This is a genomic window from Methanosarcina vacuolata Z-761 (assembly GCF_000969905.1).
Taxonomy (GTDB): domain Archaea; phylum Halobacteriota; class Methanosarcinia; order Methanosarcinales; family Methanosarcinaceae; genus Methanosarcina; species Methanosarcina vacuolata.
Window position 1 is genome coordinate 3,684,188 of record NZ_CP009520.1, and the last position, 22,008, is coordinate 3,706,195.

Annotated in this window: 18 protein-coding genes and 1 tRNA gene; 10 read left to right on the forward strand and 9 right to left on the reverse strand. The window is 41.3% G+C overall.

Going from position 1 to position 22,008, the window contains the following annotated elements:
* Nucleotides 1–144 precede the first annotated feature (144 nt).
* Together MSVAZ_RS15155 and MSVAZ_RS20925 are read left to right on the forward strand one after the other, a co-directional pair.
* Nucleotides 145–1,413: a PKD domain-containing protein gene (locus tag MSVAZ_RS15155; RefSeq protein ID WP_048122312.1), complete on the forward strand. Its 1,269-nt coding sequence runs from the start codon at nt 145–147 to the stop codon at nt 1,411–1,413.
* A gap of 594 nt (nt 1,414–2,007) precedes the next feature.
* A complete protein-coding gene (locus MSVAZ_RS20925) occupies nt 2,008–2,163 on the forward strand; it encodes a hypothetical protein (RefSeq protein ID WP_197078776.1) in 156 nt (51 codons plus the stop codon).
* A gap of 223 nt (nt 2,164–2,386) precedes the next feature.
* Here MSVAZ_RS20925 and wrbA read toward each other — a convergent pair whose 3' ends face one another.
* A complete protein-coding gene (wrbA, locus tag MSVAZ_RS15160; protein WP_048122314.1) occupies nt 2,387–3,016 on the reverse strand; it encodes an NAD(P)H:quinone oxidoreductase type IV in 630 nt (209 codons plus the stop codon).
* Between the two features lie 278 nt (nt 3,017–3,294).
* Between wrbA and MSVAZ_RS15165 the strand changes: the two genes are divergently transcribed.
* From MSVAZ_RS15165 to MSVAZ_RS15185, 5 genes are all read left to right on the forward strand, one after another.
* On the forward strand, nt 3,295–4,443 hold the full coding sequence (locus tag MSVAZ_RS15165) for a glycosyltransferase family 2 protein (RefSeq protein WP_048122318.1): 1,149 nt from the start codon (nt 3,295–3,297) through the stop codon (nt 4,441–4,443).
* 8 nt (nt 4,444–4,451) lie between these two features.
* Nucleotides 4,452–5,621, forward strand: coding sequence for a glycosyltransferase family 4 protein (locus tag MSVAZ_RS15170; protein WP_048122320.1), 1,170 nt, complete (start codon nt 4,452–4,454; stop codon nt 5,619–5,621).
* A gap of 626 nt (nt 5,622–6,247) precedes the next feature.
* Nucleotides 6,248–7,162, forward strand: coding sequence for a hypothetical protein (locus MSVAZ_RS15175; RefSeq protein WP_232316125.1), 915 nt, complete (start codon nt 6,248–6,250; stop codon nt 7,160–7,162).
* Between the two features lie 83 nt (nt 7,163–7,245).
* A complete protein-coding gene (locus MSVAZ_RS15180; RefSeq protein ID WP_048122323.1) occupies nt 7,246–7,875 on the forward strand; it encodes a hypothetical protein in 630 nt (209 codons plus the stop codon).
* 173 nt (nt 7,876–8,048) lie between these two features.
* Nucleotides 8,049–8,240 (forward strand): hypothetical protein, encoded by a 192-nt coding sequence (locus MSVAZ_RS15185; protein WP_156151109.1) that lies wholly within the window; start codon nt 8,049–8,051, stop codon nt 8,238–8,240.
* Between the two features lie 303 nt (nt 8,241–8,543).
* Here the strand turns inward: MSVAZ_RS15185 and MSVAZ_RS15190 are convergent, their stop codons facing one another.
* The 8 genes from MSVAZ_RS15190 to MSVAZ_RS15225 all read right to left on the reverse strand — a co-directional run bounded on the left by MSVAZ_RS15190 (nt 8,544) and on the right by MSVAZ_RS15225 (nt 19,171).
* A complete protein-coding gene (locus MSVAZ_RS15190) occupies nt 8,544–9,551 on the reverse strand; it encodes a segregation/condensation protein A (protein WP_048122327.1) in 1,008 nt (335 codons plus the stop codon).
* The gene (smc, locus tag MSVAZ_RS15195) at nt 9,544–13,071 is read right to left on the reverse strand and encodes a chromosome segregation protein SMC (protein ID WP_048122329.1); all 3,528 of its coding nucleotides are present in this window, start codon (nt 13,069–13,071) and stop codon (nt 9,544–9,546) included. Before smc ends, MSVAZ_RS15190 begins: the two co-directional genes overlap by 8 nt.
* Nucleotides 13,072–13,123: 52 nt before the next feature.
* A complete protein-coding gene (locus MSVAZ_RS15200; RefSeq protein ID WP_048122332.1) occupies nt 13,124–14,182 on the reverse strand; it encodes a hypothetical protein in 1,059 nt (352 codons plus the stop codon).
* Between the two features lie 748 nt (nt 14,183–14,930).
* Nucleotides 14,931–15,170, reverse strand: coding sequence for a hypothetical protein (locus tag MSVAZ_RS15205; RefSeq protein WP_048122334.1), 240 nt, complete (start codon nt 15,168–15,170; stop codon nt 14,931–14,933).
* A 258-nt stretch (nt 15,171–15,428) separates the two neighbouring features.
* Complete coding sequence (feoB, locus tag MSVAZ_RS15210) at nt 15,429–17,408, reverse strand: ferrous iron transport protein B (protein WP_048122336.1); 1,980 nt, start codon at nt 17,406–17,408, stop codon at nt 15,429–15,431.
* Between the two features lie 49 nt (nt 17,409–17,457).
* Complete coding sequence (locus tag MSVAZ_RS15215) at nt 17,458–18,156, reverse strand: metal-dependent transcriptional regulator (RefSeq protein ID WP_232316126.1); 699 nt, start codon at nt 18,154–18,156, stop codon at nt 17,458–17,460.
* A 173-nt stretch (nt 18,157–18,329) separates the two neighbouring features.
* Entirely contained in the window at nt 18,330–18,785 is a 456-nt protein-coding gene (locus MSVAZ_RS15220) for an N-acetyltransferase (protein ID WP_232316127.1), read from the reverse strand.
* Between the two features lie 311 nt (nt 18,786–19,096).
* Nucleotides 19,097–19,171: transfer RNA gene (locus MSVAZ_RS15225), tRNA-Arg, on the reverse strand.
* A 495-nt stretch (nt 19,172–19,666) separates the two neighbouring features.
* On the opposite strand from MSVAZ_RS15225, the gene MSVAZ_RS15230 reads away from it, so the two are divergent.
* From MSVAZ_RS15230 to MSVAZ_RS15240, 3 genes are all read left to right on the forward strand, one after another.
* Nucleotides 19,667–20,179, forward strand: a complete 513-nt coding sequence (locus tag MSVAZ_RS15230) for a biotin transporter BioY (protein WP_157206147.1) — start codon at nt 19,667–19,669, stop codon at nt 20,177–20,179.
* Between the two features lie 121 nt (nt 20,180–20,300).
* Nucleotides 20,301–21,125 carry an energy-coupling factor transporter ATPase gene (locus tag MSVAZ_RS15235; protein WP_048122342.1) on the forward strand — a complete coding sequence of 275 codons (825 nt, stop codon included), beginning with the start codon at nt 20,301–20,303 and terminating at the stop codon, nt 21,123–21,125.
* Nucleotides 21,101–21,937 carry an ATP-binding cassette domain-containing protein gene (locus tag MSVAZ_RS15240; protein ID WP_048122346.1) on the forward strand — a complete coding sequence of 279 codons (837 nt, stop codon included), beginning with the start codon at nt 21,101–21,103 and terminating at the stop codon, nt 21,935–21,937. Before MSVAZ_RS15235 ends, MSVAZ_RS15240 begins: the two co-directional genes overlap by 25 nt.
* The last annotated feature ends 71 nt before the right edge of the window (nt 21,938–22,008 follow it).

The following is a 22,008-nucleotide window of genomic DNA, read 5'->3' on the forward strand; positions in this document are numbered from 1 at the left end:
ACAATCAAAAAAAATGGGACTTAAGCAACTGAGCTAAAAATAAACAGCATAAATCTTCAAGCTGCATGAACCCTAATGTTTAGGGTAAATTTACTCTTGCTTTATTTTGCACATTAAGTGCACTAGTCCTGAGGAGAACTCGATATGAAAAAAATTTTCTTGCCTATGGTTTTATTAGTACTGGTTATACTTCTAATGCCCACGGCTTTAGCAGCAGGCAATGTAACAATTAATGATTTTTCCTCTAACGTTACAAATGGGAATGTTACTTTACTTACCAGGCTTACAGGTGATATCACTGGAAATGTTACTAATTGGAAGTGGACATTTGAAAATGTAGAAACAGGGGCTACCACTTACAGCGCTTCAGAATTAACAACCCATCATAATATTAAAAAGCTTGGCGTTTATAACGTTACGCTGATAGTATGGGGACCTGAAGGAAATGACACACTTACAAAGATAGCCTATATAACTGCCAGCAAAGATAGTTTAAAGGCGCCAGTTGTTGATTTCTCTGCATCATCCACATCTGGAAATGCTCCCCTGAATGTATCATTTACTGACAACACTACAGGTGCAACTTCCTGGTTCTGGAAGTTTGGGGACGGACAAACTTCCAAAGAGAGGAACCCCACGCATAACTACACTACAACAGGAAACTATACTGTTATCCTTGTTGTAAACAACGGACAGGGCTGGAGCTCAAAAACTCAAGACATAACTGTACAAAGTGGTCTTCCTATAGTTGATTTTAGTGCAGATAATTCAAGTGGATCTGTGGAGTTTACAGACTTATCTCAAAATGCAACCGAATGGAACTGGGACTTTGGAGACGGAGAGAACTCAACCAATGAGAACCCAACCCATACTTATTCCGCAGCAGGAAACTATACAGTAACACTCACGGCAAGTAATGAAGCTGGATCTGTCTCAAAAGATAATGTAGTAAACGTAACGGAAGAAGCTATTGCTAACGACGAAAGCGACAGCGACAGCGGCAGTAGCAGCAGTAGCAGTAGTAGCAGCCACCACCACAGTAGTAGCAGCGGTAGTATTGGCATCAGTAGTGAGAACGTCAGCACTTCTAGTGAAATAATACATGTGAATGGAACAGAGTCTGAATCTACTGATATTGAGCAAAATAGTACAGCAACAAACGTTAGTGATAACGTAAGTGTTTCTCCTGAACTTCAAAGTAATGTAACAGAAGCTGTGAATGAGACACCGTCCGAACCTGAAACTCAGGACCTTGAACAGGATAACGAAAGTACAGCAGCAGAGACTGAACAGACACCTGAGCAGACACAAAGCTCAAATGCTTCTGGAAATGAAAGCACAAAGTCGCCTGGATTCGAAATGATTTATGGAGTCATCGGACTTCTTGGAGTGTCACTCTATAGAAGAAGATAAAACATAGTCAATTGTAGCTAAGTACGGAAATGATTATAGTTATATCGAGTAAAGCTTACATAAAAATTTGAGCAAAAAATTAACACAAGTTAAAGCAAAAAAGAAGAAAAAAAGAGATATTGAATCTACTAAACCCTATATTTCTGGTTATTTCCATAAACCAATATAAATATTTACGGTAGAACAAAATCAAATCTGGCAAAAAGGGTATATTTGCCTTATTTTGTCAGATTTGAAAGTTATTTTTTCTTATTTCCAGGAACTTCTTTAGCTTCTAAGGCTTTGGCAAGCTGGCCTAAAATTGCTGCATACGTCTTTGGTTATCTGCCATTTGCAATATTCAGTTTATTTTTAGTACAGTATTTATACCTGATTCTAAATTAGTTAATTTTAAGACAGCCTTTTAATATAAATGTCCTTTTTTACAATAATATTAATAAAGACGTCTTAACCCGTCCAGTAAAGGGATTTTAATTTCTCATAAAAGATATATACAAGCTTAATAAGAAAGTTTATATTTTATTGTGCTATCTTATTAAATGTCTTAAAAACGAATATATAAAAATCACTCACTACTGAGAATAAGTGTTTCCAATGTCTTACGTAAAAAAAACATGCCCTATATGTGGAAAAGAATTCTTTGTCCTTAAAAAGGCTGAGAAAAAAGCAACTTACTGCACTCTGGCATGCCTGATAACAGCTCAAAGTAAAGTTGAATACAGAGGCATGACATTCCCGAGTCTTGGGTGAGCATTTATAAGTGGAAAAAATTAAAAATGCGGAGAACATCCTTAAAATGCACATTTCGAACCCCTGCCAATTTGAGATAATAATCCCTTGATATTTGGTCGTTTTGTTAATGAATGACTATAAAAATTATACTTTTGTGATTTTTAATTGTACAAAAGTATCAAAAATCGGAATGTGAGTTAAAAGGAAAACGTTTTCCAATCTATTTATTTTTATGTTCCTTTTATTTTCCAGCGAGTTTTTTTGCAATCTGAGTTACATATCTTCCCTGATAACGGGCCATTGCAAGTTCATTTTCAGAAGGCTCGCGGTTTTCGTCCGCTCCTGCAATCGTTGAAGCTCCGTATGGGCTGCCACCTGTTATTTCATCCATCCTTCTTTGACGTTTTTCGGAATACGGAAGCCCGACAATAATCATTCCGAGATGAAGAAGGGTAACATGCGTTGTGAGGATTGTAGATTCCTGGCCTCCATGCTGTGTTCCACTTGAAGTAAAGACACTTCCTACCTTTCCAACAAGAGCGTCTCTACTCCAGAGTCCTCCAAGGCCGTCAAAAACTGTACGCATCTGAGCTGACATATTTCCATAACGTGTAGGTGTCCCAAAAATTAGGGCATCTGCTCCCGCGAATACATCTTCATACATGCTCCTGGTCACTACAGGAATATGAGCAAAAAGATTTTTTGTTTCGATTGCCCCCATTTTTTCCAGAACTTCGTAAGGCAGGGTTTCAGGCACCTGATAAATCTCCACTTCAGCTCCTTCGACTTCTCTCGCTCCTTCAGCTATAGCTTCTGCCATTTTGTAAATGTGGCCATGAATACTATGGAATATCACGTTTATCTTAACCATTCGAATCACCTTTAAAACCAATATAAGTAGAGCGTTTTAACCGTACATGAAATTGATTGATAATTCCCGGAAAAATCCGGTTCCCTTCTTAAAAATAGTTTTCTGATGCCTTATATAGCTTGTTAGCAAGAATTGAGTTTCTTTCCCTACTACTGTACTCGTACTCTTCGGATCCCATTTCCTGCTTTGTTTTTAATTCTGTTGAAAATACTTTGAGAATTAAAGAAGACTACAAATTCTTGAGAAATAATACGTATCAAAATAGTTATTAGGCTATAATGCTTTATAAGCTGGACATGTCTTCTCTTTCTATCGTAATGCCTTCCATGAATGAAGAAGAAACCATCCGAATTTGCATAGAGAAAGCTCAGTCTATATTCGAAAAATATGGTATAGAAGGAGAGATAATAATTGCTGACAACTCGTCAGACAGGACTGCGGAGATTGCAGCTTCAATGGGTGCAAAGGTAATAGGCCCGATAAAAGGTTATGGAAACGCTTACCTCAAAGGACTGGCCAAAGCAAAAGGAGACTATATTGCTATTGCCGATGCTGACAATACCTATGACCTGCTTGAGCTTGATAGGTTTCTGGACCCTCTTATGGCAGGAGAAGCGGATTTCATAATGGGCACCAGGCTGAAAGGCGATATCAAAAAAGGAGCTATGCCCTGGCTGCATCAATATATAGGCAACCCTTTCCTGACGGCAATGCTGAATCTTCTTTTCGGGACGAAAATTTCGGACGCTCATTGCGGGATGCGAGCTTTCACAAAAGAAGCCCTTGAGAAAATGAACCTTAAAACTCATGGCATGGAACTTGCATCCGAGATGGTAATTGAAGCTGCAAAATGTGAGTTGAGAATAAAAGAAGTCCCCATAACCTATTACTCACGCCGTGCCCCCTCCAAACTTCGTTCTTTTCAGGACGGCTGGCGGCATATAAGGTTTATGATGCTATATCGCCCTTTGCCCTTTCTTTTTCTACCCGGAGCTGTGGTTTTTGTCCTTGGAGTCCTTATAACAGGTTCTCTTCTTCTTACCGGAGATGTGGCAGAAAACCGGCTGCATTCCTTTATTTTGGGCTGCATGCTTCTAATCCTCGGAGGACAGACGCTCTCTACTGGAGGCTATTTGAAAACATATGGCCTTATCCGTGGTATGTACCCCAATAATAAAGGAAACACTGCAAAATGGCTGAACTACCATTCTCTTGAAAAAGAACTGTTTGCAGGTTCAATTATACTTATTGCAGGCCTCCTGTTAGGGCTAAAAGTAGTATACACCTGGATCAGCTCAGGATACGGCTCTCTCTCTGAAGTGAAAAATGCAGTTATTTCAATGGTATTTGCCTTTATTGGCCTTCAGATGATTTTTTCGGCAATTGTCCTGAGCGTAATGCTCCTTGAAGTGGACACTGACTGGTAAGTGGTGCAATGAAAATCGCCTTTGTGTACGATGCTGTTTATCCATGGGTCAAGGGCGGCGCAGAGATGCGCATTCATGAACTGGGAAAACAGCTCTCGGCCAGAGGGCATGAAGTACACATTTTCGGAGTCAAGTGGTGGGAAGGAGAAGATACTTTTGAGTATGAAGGCATGACTCTTCACGGCGTCTGTAAAGCTCGAAACCTGTATGTCAATGGCAGACGCTCGATTTCCGAGGCAATAATCTTCGCTGCAAAACTGTTCCCTGAGCTCAAGAAAGAAAATTTTGACCTTATAGATGTGAGTGTCTTTCCCTATTTTTCCTGTTTTACCGTAAAAGCGGTTTCAATCCTGAAAAAAGCGCCTTTAGTACTTACCTGGCACGAGGTATGGGATGATTACTGGTATGAATATTTAGGAAGGGCAGGAATTTTTGGATTGCTGGTCGAGAAGGCGATCTCGAAGCTATCAGACAATAATATTGCGGTCTCGAAGTGGACAAAGGATAGACTGGAGGGACTAGGGGTGCCTGGAGAAAAGATCGCGGTTATCCCTAACGGGATTGATCTTAAAAGAATCTCCGGGATTGAGTCCAACTGGGGAAAATTCCCTGTTGACCCTGAAAATAACGCTTATGATATCATTTTTGCAGGCCGGCTTATAAAAGAAAAAAACGTTGATCTGCTGATTAAAGCTGTAGCTCTTCTTAAAGCCGATTTTCCAGATCTCAGGTGTTGCATTGTTGGGGATGGACCTGAAAGGGCAGCACTGGTGGAACTCGCAAAGAGAAGTGGGGTTTGCGAGAATGTCGAGTTTGCAGGCTTTCAGGAGTATGGAGCATTGATCGGGAAAATCAAGGCTTCAAAGGTGCTTGTGCTGCCTTCAAGCAGGGAAGGATTCGGAATGGTGGTTATCGAGGCTTTTGCCTGTGGAGTGCCTGTGGTGACGGTTAAAGCAAAGTATAATGCTGCACAGGGTCTTGTTGAAGATGGAATTGATGGGTTTATTGTGGAGCTTGAGGAGAGGGAGATTGCAAAAGCCGTGGCAAAAATGATTGGGAAAAACTCAAAGAACAAAAAAGCTTCAGAAGCCGCATTGCGGAAAGCTGAAAACTATGACTGGGAAGAAATAGTTAAAAATGTTCAATTAATGTTTGAAGCTTGCATAAAAAGAAATTAACGCTGAGTTTATCTGCATAAAACGATTGGATATTCTCTGTTTAAAGTGTGGGCATGAGTACTATTCATGTGCTTCTCTATTCATGCACTTCTCTATTCGTGTACTTCTCTATTCATGTACTTCTCTATTCATGTACTTCTCTATTCATGTACTTCTCTATTCATGTACTTCTCTATTCATGTACTTCCCTATCCACGTACTTCTCTATTCATGTACTTCTCTATTCATGTACTTCTAACACGGGTGAGTTGCCCACAGAAACTGAGTCTATTTCTGTTTCAAAACATTTCTATTTTAAAATATTTATATTTTAACTTATCTGTATTTTAAAATATTTATGCTTTAAAATATATTCACTCGCCGGAAAACATTAAAAATAAGTTAACACTGATCTGGGTTTTATGTACGGTATTTAGGAACTCCGATAAGTTTTAATTTTGCTTTTTAAGGTTTAATTTGAATTCAAAGACACAATAAAGCTTCTTTCTAAAAATGATTCTCTTTAATCTCTTTATCGTGAGAAGTAAGCTTATATTTAAGCCAGCTAATTTCAAAGCTGGCAGCAGGTTGATAGCCTGCAAGAAAAATGGAACATGAATAAGTCAAGAATGGATGAGAATATGAAGATGACAAAATCATTAAAATCAATTTCCCGTTTTGCAACGGTACTAATGGTGTTATGTATTCTCCCTTCAGGAGCCTATGCTGCAGAAAACAGTCCAAAATTTGTTCCTGCACAAAACATAACTGAAGAAAATTTCACCGACGTTCAGGCCGATATACTTGATTCTATCAGTGAACAAATTGCTAACCTTCAAAGTTTCTATACTAATGTAAGTGAAACATCCAATGCCACCGAGCTTCAGGAAGTTCTGCTCAATCAGGCACAAGCAAACGGATGTGGCCCGGATGGGAAGCACGGAGGACCGGGGGGAATGACTCAGGGACCCTGTGGAATGCCTGGATTATTTAATCTTTATCAGGTCGCAAACGTAACTGATGACAATTACACTGATGTCCAGACCGAAATTGTCAGTTCAATCGGGAATATGACTGAGATGCTTAACAAGCAGCTGGAAAACACTACTGATGAAAACAGGACTGAGATGGTAAATGAGCAGATAACTGATCTTGAAGATTTATCCACTAATGTGAGTGCAGCTTCAAGTGCAACAGAACTGCAAGAAGTTGTATTAACTCATATGAAGACTCAAGCTGTTGACTCAATTGAAAAACAAATTGAACACATTCAAGCTAAAGTGAGCGAGAGTGAAAACATAACCGATGATAGCGGTGAGAATGTCACAGAACTCAACAACCAAATCACGGACCTCACCACTCTAATGGACAATATCAACGCAGCTGAATCTCTTGAAGACCTTAAAGAGATCATGTCCTCTTCACAGGGGATGCCGGGAATGGGCCATGGAATGGATCACGGGATGTGTCCCGACCAAAATCCTATGCAGCACGGAGGTAACTTCCCAATGTGCCCCGGAAGAATGCCTGAAAACTGTACCGATAACAGCACCGAAGCTTAAGCTTTGGATTTAAAGCTTGATTAAAGTGAGATGGGAAATTAACAAGGAAAAGAGACGGGAAGTTAAAAAAGGATTATATTAAAATGCACTTTTCCATCTTTTTTCCAGATGTCTGGAAAAACGAATACTTAACCAAACCATATCTTTCAAACCAAATAAAAAACACCTCAAACCAAACAAAAAACACCTTCAAACCAAATCAAAAACACCTTCAAACCAAATCAAAAACACCTTCAAACCAAACAAAAAACACCTTCAAACCAAATCAAAAACACCTTCAAACCAAATCAAAAACACCTTCAAACCAAATCAAAAACACCTTCAAACCAAATCAAAAACACCTTCAAACCAAATCAAAAACACCTTCAAACCAAATCAAAAACACCTTCAAACCAAATCAAAAACACCTTCAAACCAAATCAAAAACACCTTCAAACCAAATCAAAAACACCTTCAAACCAAATCAAAAACACCTTCAAACCAAATCAAAAACACCTTCAAACCAAATCAAAAACACCTTCAAACCAAATCAAAAACACCTTCAAACCAAATCAAAGAACACCTCAAACCAAATCAAAAACACCTTCAAACCAAATCAAAGAACACCTCAAACCAAATCAAAAACCAAAACACACCTTCAAACCAAAACACACCTTCAAACCAAAATTCACTTCAAACCAAACTCTACCTCCCAAAAAACAGGAGATTACTAAATGTTATTGAAAAAATGCCCAAAGTGTAACTCCAAGCTTGAAAATGATACATTCAGGGATTTTCAGTACTGCTCTGTGTGTGGGTACTGGACAAGAAAAGATACTGCAAGGCTGGAACCACTAATAATCCTGGAGTAATAATATTTTTGAACTTTCTTTGGAGTGACAATAGTATGTTTAAATTCTCTTTAGAGTGTGCCCGTTGTGGTACACTTCTCAAAAAGCAGGTACTTGGCTCAAATGAGTTTTACTACTGCCGAAAGTGCGGATCTATATCTTCAGTAGCACCTATGAAAGTGCCTGCTCAATCTGTGAGTCAGCAGATTAATGTTGAGCTGACCAAAAAACAAAAGTTGTTTCTGTGAATTGGCGTTATGAACAACCATTAAAGTTTCTGATCATGAAAAATGGTCCTGATATAATCCTTAAAATTTTATTGAGGAAAATCAAATTGGTTTTGGCATCAATTCAAAGAAAAAAACATAATGAATAGCTAGAAATTCTGAAAATTAAACCGAATGAAGTATTCTAAAGTAACTTCTCAAAATTTAAAAGATGTTCATTTTTTTCTTTATAAATTTAGTTTCATGAAACAAATTTCAAAGTACAAGGGTAATTTCAAAGTACAAGCGTAATTTTCAGAGTACAAAAGTAAATATCAATGTGCATTAACTAAGGCTCTTAACCGGATTTTCATGCTGAGAAATCTCCCCTGGTGAGTCCGGTCCTGAAGAACCTTTAATACCAGGTTTTGAAAGTTCGGGTTTTGATTTAATTAACATCTCATGGAAAAGGGACGGATTTGCCTCGGTGGAAAAGCCGGATTCTTCTCCAGGATAGATGTATAATTCTTCGAAAAGTTCATTCTGGAAAAGCCAGATCTTCCTGCTTGAAGCAAGAAAAAGAAGAGAAAGATAATCCATAATTTTATCTTCGCTTTTTTCCAGTATACTCGAAAAAACCACTACGGATTGCTTATTAAACAGTTCGGCAAGCCTTTTCCACATAAGAGACAACCGCGAGCCAATGGCTTCGTCATGTGCAATGCCCAGGACATCTCCGGTAGTAAGCTTGGGGCGAGGATCGGATTCTTCTGAAACCTGGCTGGCTTTTTTTTCATTTTTTCTTGAGAGGTGTTTTTCGGCTTTCTTGAGTTCAAGAATCAGTTCATTGAGTGTTACCGGCCTTGTGGATACACGACGAACTGGAAGCTTTGGTATAGGAAACTCTGCAGGCTCAGGGAAATCAGGATCATCAGGAAAATCCGAATCAAAGGTATCAACTTCTTCCTCTTCCACATCAAGGATTCCCGAAGATTTCATACGCAGGAGTATAGCAGAATAAAGAAGCGTCCTTGAAGAAATTCTAAGGTCCATCTGCTTTAGCTCTTCCACCTTTCTCAGGAAACCGTCAGTAAGCTGTACTATGTCAATATCCCAGGGATCAATTTTTCCTACCCGCGCAAGTTCAACCAGTATACCCAGAGGTTCGGAAGTTTCAAACTCCGAAATATCAAGCAGATTCCAATCAATTCCAAGGCATGAAAGAGTACCTGGCAGCCCATAAATTTTGGATTTCACAAAAAAAGAGTTGTTTTCCCCGGATTCAGAAATCGTACTAGCTTGAAGAAGCGGAACTTCAAGCGCTGCCCCCTCGTTATCCGTAAGTTCAGCCATTAAGTCTCACCCCGGTAATGCTGGTAAGGTTATTTTCCTGCATTGTAACCCCAATTGTCCTGGATGCGGCCTGAATCATAGGTTTTCTTAAGGAAACAACAATAAACTGGACTTTTGATCCTGAGGTTTTAACGCGCCTTGAAACCCTTTCCACATTCCAGCCGTCAAGGAACATATCAATTTCATCAAAAGCATAGAAGGGAGCAGGACGGTATTGCTGAATCGCGAAAATGAACGCAAGTGCGGTAAGGCTTTTTTCTCCTCCGGACATTGCCTCGATCCTCTGGAGAGTTTTCTCTTTGGGCTGCGCCCGAAGTGTCATTCCTCCTGCAAAAGGGTCATCAGGCTCATCAAGCAAGAGTTCACCCACCCCTTCGGAAAGCTCATGGAAAATCTCCTTGAAGTTGGCATTAATGCTTGTATAGGCTTCCATAAAGGCATCTCGTTTTAACTGCTCATACTGATCAATGCGCTCAAGGAGCTGCTCTCTCTCGGTAAAGAGAGTGTCTCGCTTACCCTGCAAATCCGAAAGCCTTAATTCTACCTCATTGTACTCGTCAATTGCCCGCATGTTTACGGGTTCGAGCCTTCTGAGCGCTTCATCAATTGCCTGAATCCGCATGTAAACGGTTTCGTAATTAGGAACTTCATCAGTTTCTTCTATGCCTCTTTTCAGGATTTCTTCGACAAACTGCTTTTCCTGATCTAAAAGCGCGTTTTTGGTAGCTGTGAGCGTAAGTACCTGCTGCTTCGCCTTTTCAAGCGTAGTTGCGGCAGTACTTACCCTGCGCTTGACCGCATTATGTTCGGTCTGAACCTTTTCCCGTTCCTGCTGAAGCCCTATCAGTTCATCCGAAAGCTTGACCTCCCTGGCTTTCTTCTCCTCAAGTTTTTCCTCAAGTTCCTTTATTTTTATCTTCAAAGAGTTAACTTTTTCTATTCTTGAAGCTTTCTTTTCCTCAAGTTCCTTTATAAGTTCCTTTGCTTCGTTAATTTTCTGTTCAGCATACTCTTTTTCAAGCTGCAGGGCATTTAATGTGGCTTCAGTATCCCGGATCCGACCATCCAGCCTGCGGAGTTCCTCGTCAATGAATTCTATTTTTTTATTTATTTCAGGCAGAGGAGAATCCGCAAGTTTTGCTTCAAGTCCCGAGATCTGCCCCTCAAGTTCGGATACGGCTTTTTCTTTATCAGCTTTTTCCGCAGTTACCCTATCCATTTCAGTCCCAAGTTCGGTTCTGGACTCCTCAATTGCTTTAAGGTCGGCCTGCTTTGATTCAAGAAGTTCAGCAAGTTTTGCTTCCCTGCCTGCGATTTCATCAAGCTGGTTCTCTTTTCGTGAGATCGTAGCTTCACAGTCCCGAATTTTCCTGCTCAGCTCGAAAAGGTGGCTTTCAATGCTGTCCTGCTTGCTTATTGCTGCATTCCGGCTTGCATCCAGGGATTTGATCTCCTCTGCAAGTTCAACCAGTTTGTCTTTTTCTGCAGCTGCAAAAGAAGTGCCCGATTTAGAGGATATTGACCCTCCTACCATTGCTCCGCTCTTTTCCAGAAGTTCGCCTTCAAGGGTTACCATTCTTGCCTTTCCCATGAGGCGGCGGGCACTTTCAAGGCTTTCCATAACAAGAGTATCCTGAAAAACGTACCAGAAAGCAGACTCAAAACCGGAATCAAATTGAATAAGGTCAATTGCGTATCCTATTACCCCGTTTTCGTAACTTAGATTTTCAAGCCGCCTGGGCTCTCTCAGTTTGTTGAGAGGAAGGAAGGTTGCTCTACCTCCTTTTCTCCGCTTCAGGTACTCGATTGCTTCGGCAGCATCGGCATCCGTGTCAACAACAATCGCTTGCATCCGGTTTCCTGCAGCAACCTCCAGAGCTGTTGAGTATTGTCTGTCCACTCTCCCAAGCTGGGCAATGGTCCCATGAATTCCGAAAAGGTCCTCCTGCCTTGCAGCCCCTATTACCATCTCCACGGCCCTGGAATAGCCTCCGCCCTGTTCCGATGCTCGCACTCTTGCCTCCGTGATTGTGTATTCCTGCTGGAGGCCGTGAAGTTTGTTCTCAAGTTTCCTTATATCTTCTTTTATCCTGAAATGGCTGCTTTCGATATCATCACGGTCCCGGATAAGAGACTCCAGGTTTTCGGAAAGCTTTTCAATTTCGTACTTAACAGAAAGCGTATCACTGTCAGAAGTAGCAACTGCGGCTTCAGCGTCTCTGATCTGGTTTTCTATCTCCCGGAGTTCTAAAGATTTTCTCCGGAGAGTATCAAGGAGCCGGTCTTCGGTTCGGATTAACTCGTTTTTCTCGTTTTTTACATCCTCAAGCTTCTTCCTGGCAGCCATGAGCTCATCCCGTGTAGCAGCAAATTTTGCGTCCACATCCGCAATCCTGCTCTGAAGCAGCATGCGCTCGGTTTTGCGCTCGGAAAGCTCTGAAGAAATGCTTTCTTTTCTCAGGTTTTCGGCTTCAATTTTTTCATCGAGTTCCCTGACCTTGCCTTTGGTGGAATCGATCTCTACAAAGGATTTCCTGCGCCGTGAATCAGCTTCCTCAAGTTCGGATTCCGAAAGCTCGATACTATCTACGCAGCGAGAAATTTCTCCCTTTGTCTCTTCGATCTCCCTCTTAACCTGAAGCTGTTTATCCTCTCCTTTTTTTCGGATTTCAACCGAAAGCTCTTCCAGGGTTTCTTCAAGCGCCTGAAGTTCCTGCGTTCTCTCGTTGAGGACAAGCTGGACTTTTTCAAGATGCTCGTCTTTACCTGCGAGTTCCTTATCCACATTCTGCAGTTCAGCCCTTGCGTCCTTGAGTTTGGAAAGGAGAAGATAGCCTTCAAATTTGACTTTTTCAGCTTTGAGCGCCTGATATTTTAAGGCCTGGTCACGTTCTCCCGCCAGTTTTCCTAGCTGGGTGCGTACCTCTTCAAGGATGATATCTACGCGCTCGATTTGCTGTCTTACGACTTCCAGTTCACCAAGAGCCTTTTGCTTGCGTTCATCAAATTCTGCGACCCCTGCGATCTCGTCTATAATCTTTCTTCTTTCTACAGAGGTCATGGAGATTATCTGCGTTACATCTCCCTGCATAACCACATTGTAACCTTCAGGCGTTATCCCAGCTTTTGCAAGCTGGGAATGGATTTCTCCAAGACTTACGGCTTTTCCATTGAAATAAAAATAGCTGTAATACCCGCTTTTTGTCCGTCGAACCTTTCTTGAGACTTCAACCTCGTCAAGCTCTAGAGGTAACTTATGGTCAGAGTTGTCAAAACGGATCGTAACCTGAGCAAAATCAGGCTTTTTTGACGCATCGCCATTGTAAATCAGATCGGTAAGTTTTTCAGCGCGAAGAGTCCTTGAACTTGTGAGCCCAAGTGCAAAAAGAATCCCGTCTATTATGTTAGACTTCCCACTCCCATTCGGACCCGAAATTGTAGTAAAGTCATTATAAAAGGGAATCTTTACTTTTTTTCCGAAAGACTTAAAATTAACAAATTCAATCTCTTTTATATACACAGAATGCCTCTGTAATCTTACGTTTTTGAGAAAGTTTCTGTCTTTTTAAGCTTTATTTCGCCCGAGAATCTTTCCGGCTACATGTGATAACCTCGGCATCTTCATTTTCCCGCACATCCACTGACTCTTCTATGAAGTGCTTTTTCGAAGATCTCTCGGCGATTATATACTCACATTTATATTCATCAGCGGGTTTTTCCACAGGTTCCGTTTTAACAGCAGAAGGCTGCCTTTCAGGTAACGACGATCCTGGAGGTTGCTGCCTGAACTGTGTTCTAATCGGCGGTTGTTGCCTGACAGGTTCTCTAATCGACGGTTGTTGTCTGGCAGGTTCTCTAACCGACGACCCCTGCCTAACAATGCCTCTAAGCCCTCTTTTATCGCCACTTTCTGCAATAATATATTCGCACTTCGTTTCGGCTTCTTCTCTATCAAGATCTGCCGGCTCAACCTCCCTGAGCTTTAGCTGAACCTTTGCGCCTGTACCTGGTAAGGGGGCAGGAGCTTCCTTGAATTGGCCCAGTCTGTATGCCGGTTTTTCTATTCTGAGCTCAGGTTTCGGTTTGGTTTTTCTGGAAAGAGGCGGAAGGTCTAGAGGGTCTTCAGGAAGAGTCAGAGTAATAGAAGATGGCACTACAGAAGATGGCACTACAGAAGACGGCACTACAGAAGGTGGAGCAACAGGAGCAGTCTTTTTTGCATCTTCCAGTTGTTTAGCGAGATCTCCAATCTGTGTTTCCAGTTTCTTTATAAGCATTTTCTGGTCAAGCAATTCGCGGACAAGCCCATCCTGAATGCCTGAAAATTCCCTCAACTTCCGGTCAGCTGCTTCCGAGTCATTTTCCCCTGATGCTTTCAATTCTGTTCTTAATTCATTCAGGATGGAAGCTTTGAGTAGAGCAGGGTTAGGGATTCCCATGAGCTCTGTCCTGATTTCGGAGAGGACAAGATCCTTGATGGAATCCTGATCGGAAACGTTTTCCATTTCGGCCCGCAGTTCATTGAGAACCGAAACCTTAATCGATTTCTTGAGAGTCTCGAGCTCCTCATAGGTTATCGATAGTCGCCTTTTAAGCGGTGTATTATGCACGTCCCTCTGTCCAGTTCTCATAAAAGTACCTCTTATGACAAATTCGGGTTCCGATTTCCTGACAGCCTGGAATTTTCTGGTGACAAGGCAGTCAGCACAACAATAATTAAATTGATTAGATCATAGGAATTTAAATAATATGTACAAAGTACATGTAATCTTACTTTAAATATATATGGTAATCGATAGTTTTTCTGGCCTTATATAATACTTTTAATAAAGAGGAACAAAAATCTTTTTATTTAATCTTTTTTGAAATACTCCATAAATGGGCTGAAAAGGCAGGAAAATAAGGATAAAAAGTTTTCAGAATTGAAAAATGGCCTTTTAAGGAAATAACAGAAAAGGATTCAAAGAGAATCAGGGAACAAAAAAGGACTCTTAGTCATTCCTTATGGATGAAATGATTTTCAATTCAAGGCCGCATTGGTTTATGGTGATATTATGAGGACATACACACAAAACAATGAAGAGTCCAAAAAAGATTCGGAAACAAAGAGGAACAATTTGGATGAAAATTAGGATAAATATTTTTCGATATATCTGTAATAAAAAACAATAAATAGGAGATACCTGCGCAAATCTTGCATCCCTTAACAAATCGAACAAGAATGATGTTCAAACTTCGCGTAGATTCGCAGGGGAATCCAGAGAGAAAAATGTTCATAATACTACAAAATAGAGGAATGAAACCCAAGCTTAACTTTAAAATACAAGGAGTTAAAGAGTTGGATTTCAAGAAGGGGTAATAAATTTTAGGGGAAAAGTGTTAGTTCATGGATGAAAAGGAGCCCTCAAAGTCGACCAGTACATTCTCCCTTGATTGGATTTTGGAAGAGGTACAGTCCATTTCCGCAGCAGTTTCATTAACAACGGAACCGTGAGTTCCGGTACTTTCAAGGAAAAATTGAACCTCATCAAGTTCAGGCTCGCGGAAATGATCCATTTCAATTATATCCATAATAACACTCAACACGTTTTTGTGTAAGTGAGTGGTAATTCGGGTCATCGGGAATAACACTATGTACCAAATATTAATAATTTGCGGTAAAGGTAGAATATTTCAAAAAGAGAAAACACACTTGCAAATATATAAATGTTGTGCCCGATTAGAGAAACTTGCCTTCCAAATAAACCACATAGACTGTAGAGAAAGATAATTATTTTGAGGAAAGCCAGGGCAAGAAAATCTGCAACAGAATGTGAACTACCCCAGGGCTAAACTCAGGGATTTTACGCTTCGTCATATAAAAACGGAAAAAAGAAGTCAAAGAAAAGAAGGCCCAAAAATCCTAATCAAGATGCCCACTCCAAGAGCCAGCAGTATAGTGAAAATAACTATTAAAGCCGTATCCTTTGCTCCAAGTTCGTGCTTCAGTACTGCAATCGTCGCTACACACGGCATATAGATTGTCGTGATTACAGCAAATTGGTACATCTGGACAGGTGTCATTACAGCTGCAAAATTGGCTGTACCTGCAAGTACGGCAAGAATCTGAAGCGCCATTTCTTTTCGGAGAATCCCAAAAACCAGGGCAGTCGCCGCAAATGCCGGAAGGCCCAGCAGGCCCACGGATATCGGCTCTACAAAGTCCTGGAAGATTGAAAGAAGGCCCAGAGCATCGGCAACCCCCAGAAAAGCGCTTCCAACGAGCAAAAGCGGAAAAGCTATATATAGAAATTCTCGGCTTTTCATCCACGTCTTCCTGAGAGTGGATTTCAGCCCCGGTTTTCTGAGAGGGGTCATTTCCATGATAAAGCCACTTCTCTGGCCTGGCAGACTTTTTCCCAGAATTAATCCCATCCCGGTAATAATAATAATCTCCAGAATATAGATTGAAACCGCAGGCCAGAAACCTACGAAAGTTCCAACAAGCCCCAGGATTATGACGGTTCGCGCTGAGCAGGGAATTAGAGATATAAGAAGGGAAGCTATCCTCTTTTCCCGCCGTGTGCCAAGGGAATGCACTGCCATAATTGCAGGGACGTTGCAGCCAAAACCAAGAACCAGCGGAATCACGGCTCTTCCGTGAAGCCCAAGCTTATGAGTAAGATTGTCAAGCAGAAAAGCTGCCCTGGTAAGATAACCCGAATCCTCAAATATTGAAAGAATGGCATAAAAGACTGCAATATATGGAATTGCGATTGCAAATCCGGCCTCTACTCCTCGAAGAGAATAAACGACCAGGTTTTTCAGGACAGGCGACATGCCAGAAGTTGCGGCTTCGGTAGGAAGAATCACATGAGGCTCAAAGATTTCATTCACAATCCAGGTCTCAAGGAACCCGCCTACCCGGAAAACAAGAAGGAAAGTAATGAGCAGGGCAGATATGAGCACTGCAATCCCGAAATTAGGGGATGTAAGGATAGCATCTACTCTTTCCCTTATATTTTTTTTAGGTTCAAACCTTGAAACCACGCTGTCCACAATATATCCTGCTTCCCCATAGAGATCTCTTGCAACAGTATCAGGTACCGAAATCCCCTGCTCTATCTCCAGGTTCTGTCTTAACCGCCTGGCAGAAGAGAGCAAGGCATTAGCCTCTGGTGGCATACAGCAGAGTTCTACAAACTCGGCATCGTTTAGCAGAGCTGCCATTTTTACGATTGGAGGTATATTGGGAAAGGTATAGTCAAGGCTAGAAAGAGCCTGCTGGACCCACTGGCTATATCTTACCTGGTGGTGCTCCTGAGTCTTATTCTGCTCGCCAAGAGCTACAAGCATTACCTCATCAAGCCCTACTCCCCAGGTTGCAACTGTTGGTACTACAGGCAGGCCAAGCAGTTCGGAGAGTTCGTCTGTATCAACGAGAATCCCGAGGTCTGCAGCCAGATCTACCTGATTTAACGCAACAACCATAGGGATATCGAGTTCCAGAAGCTGCAGGGTCAGGTACAGATTCCTTTCGAGCCTGCTCGCGTCAACGACATTGATAATAATATCAGGTCGGTCCTCAATCAGAAATTGCTTGGTTACTTTCTCATCTTCGTTTGTGACCCCAAGGGAATAAATGCCTGGCAGGTCAACTATTTCAATAGTTTTGCCCCTGGCATTTACAATTCCTTTTTTAAGTGCAACTGTTGTGCCAGGATAATTTGAGACCTCAACCCCTACCCCCGTAAGCCTGCTGAAAAAGACGCTTTTTCCAACGCTTGGGTTGCCTATGAAAGCTATTGTCAAATCATAGGGACTTTTGCTCTGACTTCCACTTCCGGAAGTACAGCATGAGCTGGAAATTCCTATCACATCTCCGGTTATTTTACTCCATGCCAGTTATATGCCTTCTCTTTGTTTTTTACACGTTTCTGCCCTTCGGAGCTATGAAAATTTTCTTTGCAATATCCCTTCCGAGAGCAATTTCCGACCCTACCGCTATAACCGAGATACAGCCCTGCCTTTGCTTTCGCCTGACTTCAATATCTTCTCCCATAAGAATGCCAAGGGAGAGCAGGCGCTCTTTCATTTCTCTTGGAAGGGTCACCCGGGCAACTCTGCCTGAACTTCCTTCTTCCATCTCATCAAGCGGGACAAATTTTTCCTCTTGCCCGATATTATTTTTATCAATATTGATCGGGTTCCCGTCAGGGCAATACTCGGGGCATCCCAGAAATTCGTAGATCTTTTCAAGTACGGCATCTGAGACCGCATGCTCAAGTTCACAAGCTTCTTTATGCGCTTCCTTTCTATCAAAATCAAGGACATCAACAAGGAAAGTTTCAAGTACCTGGTGTTTTCTTTTGATCTTGATAGCCTGATCAGTTCCTCTTTTTGTTAATTCAACTCCCTGATAAGGTGTATACTCTACAAGTCCCGAAGAATGTAACTTTTTTATCATTTCCGTCACGCTTGGCGGAGATACGTTGAGTTCTTCAGAAATCTGTTTAGTCTTTGCAGGGCTCTGATTTTTTCTAATGAGGTAGAGAATAGTTTCAAGATATTCTTCAAATCGCTCTATATGCATTACATCATCCCGCCAGCATATGCCTGACTCCATATCCGATAATTAGGATAGCCTAAAAACGTAACTGCCTGAATAAATAATTTTTGATCTTTAGCTATTTATATTCATTTTAAATCCTGAAAATTGAACTCTTATAGTTTTGAATTTAAAGTCTTAAATTCAAAAAAATAAAAAACAGGATATCAGAGAAGAATTTTAAAAGCAATTCAGGAATGAATCGATTTCAGAACAGCAACTTCGTTACAATCCGGAAACTTAGGGCACCTCAAACAGCCGGACCAGATTTTTCTGGGAAGGGTGTTTTTGTCCACAACCTTAAAGTCCAGAGTCTCGAAAAAACCAGGCACATAAGTAAGTGCAAAAACGTCCTTCATGCCAAGGTGTTTAGCGTCCTCAAGACAAGCCGTGACAAGCTTTGTACCTATTCCCTTTCTTGCACATACTGGGTTCACGGCAAGGGCAAGTATCTCTGCAAGGTCTTCCCACACTACATGCAGGGCACAACAGCCCACAACTTCTCCATCAATCTCACAGACGTAATAATCCCTGATGTTCTCGTACATCTCACTCAGCGAACGGGCGAGCATTAGCTCTTCCTTCGAATAGGTATTGATGATTTGTTTCATTACAACTACGTCATTTACTCTGGCTTTCCTGATCAATTCGTGTTTCCTCTGGGTTAGCATTTTCTTTTCGAATAAAATAGAATGCACTGGGATATGATCAATAAAAATGTATTGTATACTTCTATGGAATACTTACTTTCCAGATAAGAAATTTTCCATTGTTTGCACGAATATTTACATAGGCGGTAGTGTTCAGAAATATCTGGTTCTTCTGAACAGACAGAATGTCCATAGCGCCTTAGAATGAAAACCCTGGAGTTAGAAAATAGAGTTTCGTTTTTTAGAAAACTGAGATAAACAGGTTAATGGAATACGGGACAAGGAAAATACAGATTAAAGGAAATTAGCGGGCGCGAAGGGATTTGAACCCCCGATTTACAGCTTAGGAGGCTGCCGCCATATCCTGGCTAGGCCACACGCCCATGAAACACTTTCCGAAAAATGCAATCTTACAACTACCTGCTGAATTTGCATTTCAGGTGATCCATAATACCGGTATAAGATGTATATCAAATTATCGCTCCGAATAGAAGAAATGTATGCCTGGAAAATAAGAACTGTGGTATCAGGAAAGTTTTAAATCTAATGTAAACCTTTAACTCGAAAAAGGTTAACAATACTTTAAATTTTCAGTTGCTATACAGCTTTCAGGACTGGAATTAACCATCATAAGTTATCATTATAAAGCTGACAAGTTTATTCGAGTCTTCAGTTTCTATATCAAATATTACAGCTTTAAAACATATTACAATCTTAAACTTACACTGGATTTTCCTGCCTGCCAATTCAAGGACGTAAAAAACTGACAGGCTTAAAAAAGACGAAAAAATGAGAATAACTGAGTAAAATTGATACGAGGAAAAAATGTGTACATAAAAAACAAAGAGCCTTACTTCAACCGGACTCCTGAACTAAGGATGATGGTTTTCGCATCTCTTTTTGCAGCCCTGACCGCCGTAGGGGCTTATATACAGATTCCTATACCTTTCTCTCCTGTCCCCGTTACACTGCAGGTATTCTTTGTCCTGCTTGCAGGAAGCATGTTGAAAAGCAAATGGGGAGGCTTGAGCATGATAGTGTATACCCTTCTCGGCATAGCAGGGCTTCCTGTGTTTGCAGGAGGCAGTTCTGGAATGGGAGTGCTTTTTGGGCCCACAGGCGGATACATAACTGGCTTCATTCTGGCGGCGTATGCTATAGGAAAGCTTTCCGAAAAGGCTGAAAAGTCTGATAAATCCGGTCTCTTTATCAATGCCCTTAATATGAGTGCAGGAGTCCTGATTCTCTATGCATGCGGATTTATTCAATTGATGTTTGTAGCTGACATGGGACCTGGAACATCCCTTGCTCTTGGTGTCATTCCTTTTCTGCCTGGAGAAATTGTAAAAACTGGAGTTGCCGCATATATTGCTTCAACCTACAAGCTCTAAAGCTACTTCCATTTAATTTTTTGTAGATCAGCAGAAAATAAAGGCGAAACTCAAATTTTCAGTACAAGTTATAATAATTTATAATAAATTTGAAATGAGACAATAAAAATTTAGAGTAAACATGATCAGGCTTGAAAAAGTGAGTTACAGTTATCCTGATGGTACCCCAGCGCTTGAGAATATAAACCTGGTTATAAAAAAAGGGGAATTCATAGGGGTAATAGGGAAAAACGGAAGCGGCAAATCCACACTTGCCCTTCAACTCAGTGGACTCCTGAAACCTCAGGCTGGCAGAGTGATGATAAGAGGAATGGACACCCGTGACCCCTCAAATCTTCCAGGAATCAGGAAACTCGCAGGTATCGTTTTCCAGAATCCTGAGACTCAATTTGTGGGTCGGACAGTTGAAGAAGACCTGGCTTTCGGCCCAGAGAATCTCTGCCTTCCACCTGTGGAAATTAGAAAGTGTGTGGAGATGGCGCTTGCCGAAACCGGGCTTGAGAAGTACAGGCACCGTTCTCCGAAAGCCCTGAGTGGAGGACAGGGACAGTGTGTAGCTCTGGCAGGAATTCTTGCAATGAATCCTGAATGCCTTATCGTGGATGAGGTAACTTCCATGCTTGACCCTGAGTCCGGAATAGCTGTTCTGGAAATCATAAAAAAACTGCACAGGAAAGGAAAAACCATTGTATATATCACTCACAATCTCGAAGAACTTCATGACGCAGACAGAGTCATTGTCATGGAAAAAGGGAAAATAAGGCTTGAAGGCGAGCCAGAAAGCATTTTTTCCGATATTTCCCTCCAGACATTTGGGCTTTCCCTACCTTCTTTGATTGAGCTGGCTGAGAACTTGAAAATGCACGGAATAATAATTCCCTGGGAAAAAACCTCTTCTCCCCAGAGCTTTGCAGAGGAAATATGCCGATTATTCTTGAAAACGTAAGTTTTTCCTACTCCAGAAAGACTCCTCTCGAAACTCTCGCATTGAGAGATATCAACCTGCGGATAGAGAAAGGAGAGTTTGTGGGAATACTGGGAGAAAAAGGCGCAGGGAAATCTACTCTAACAAAACTTTTCAACGGGATTTTAAAACCAGAAACAGGAACCATTCGCGTGGATGGGCTTGATCCTTCTTTAAGAGAGACGAAACGCAGGATAGGAATGGTTTTTCAGCAGACTGCTGACCAGCTCTTTTGTAAGACCGTATATGAGGAAATAGCTTTCGGGCCCCTGAACTTTGGGTACTCGAAAAAAGAAACCGAGGAAATGGTATATGAGGCAATTGAAGCTGTCGCTCTTGACCAGAGTGAGCTTTCTCGAGACCCTTTTAGCCTGAGTGGAGGAGAAATGCAAAGAGTTGCTCTTGCAAGCGCCCTTGCCCTCAGGCCGGACTATCTTGTACTGGACGAACCAATAACAGGGCTTGACCCGGCCGGGAAAAAGGACATTCTTGAGACACTTAAAAGAGTTAAAGAGAAGGGTACTGCGATCATAACCGTAACCCATAATCTTAAAGGATTCTTTCCCTTGCTAGAAAGAATAGTGCTCATAAGGGAAGGAAGAATAATTTTTCAGGGAAGCCGGGAAAGCTACCTCGAAAAAGGATTCGAGCCTCTCCCGCCTATAGCTTCCATGATGAAAGAACTTAGAGCAAGAGGACTGCCAGTAGACACTGCAGTCTTCACGGTTGAAGAAGCTCTTAAAGAGGTTCTGAGATTAAAATCGACCCATGGAACAGAAAATAATGGGAACTAAAACAGGAATTCACTAAAACTGTAATTCACTAAAAAAGGAATTCACTAAAAAAGGAATTCACTAAAAAAGGA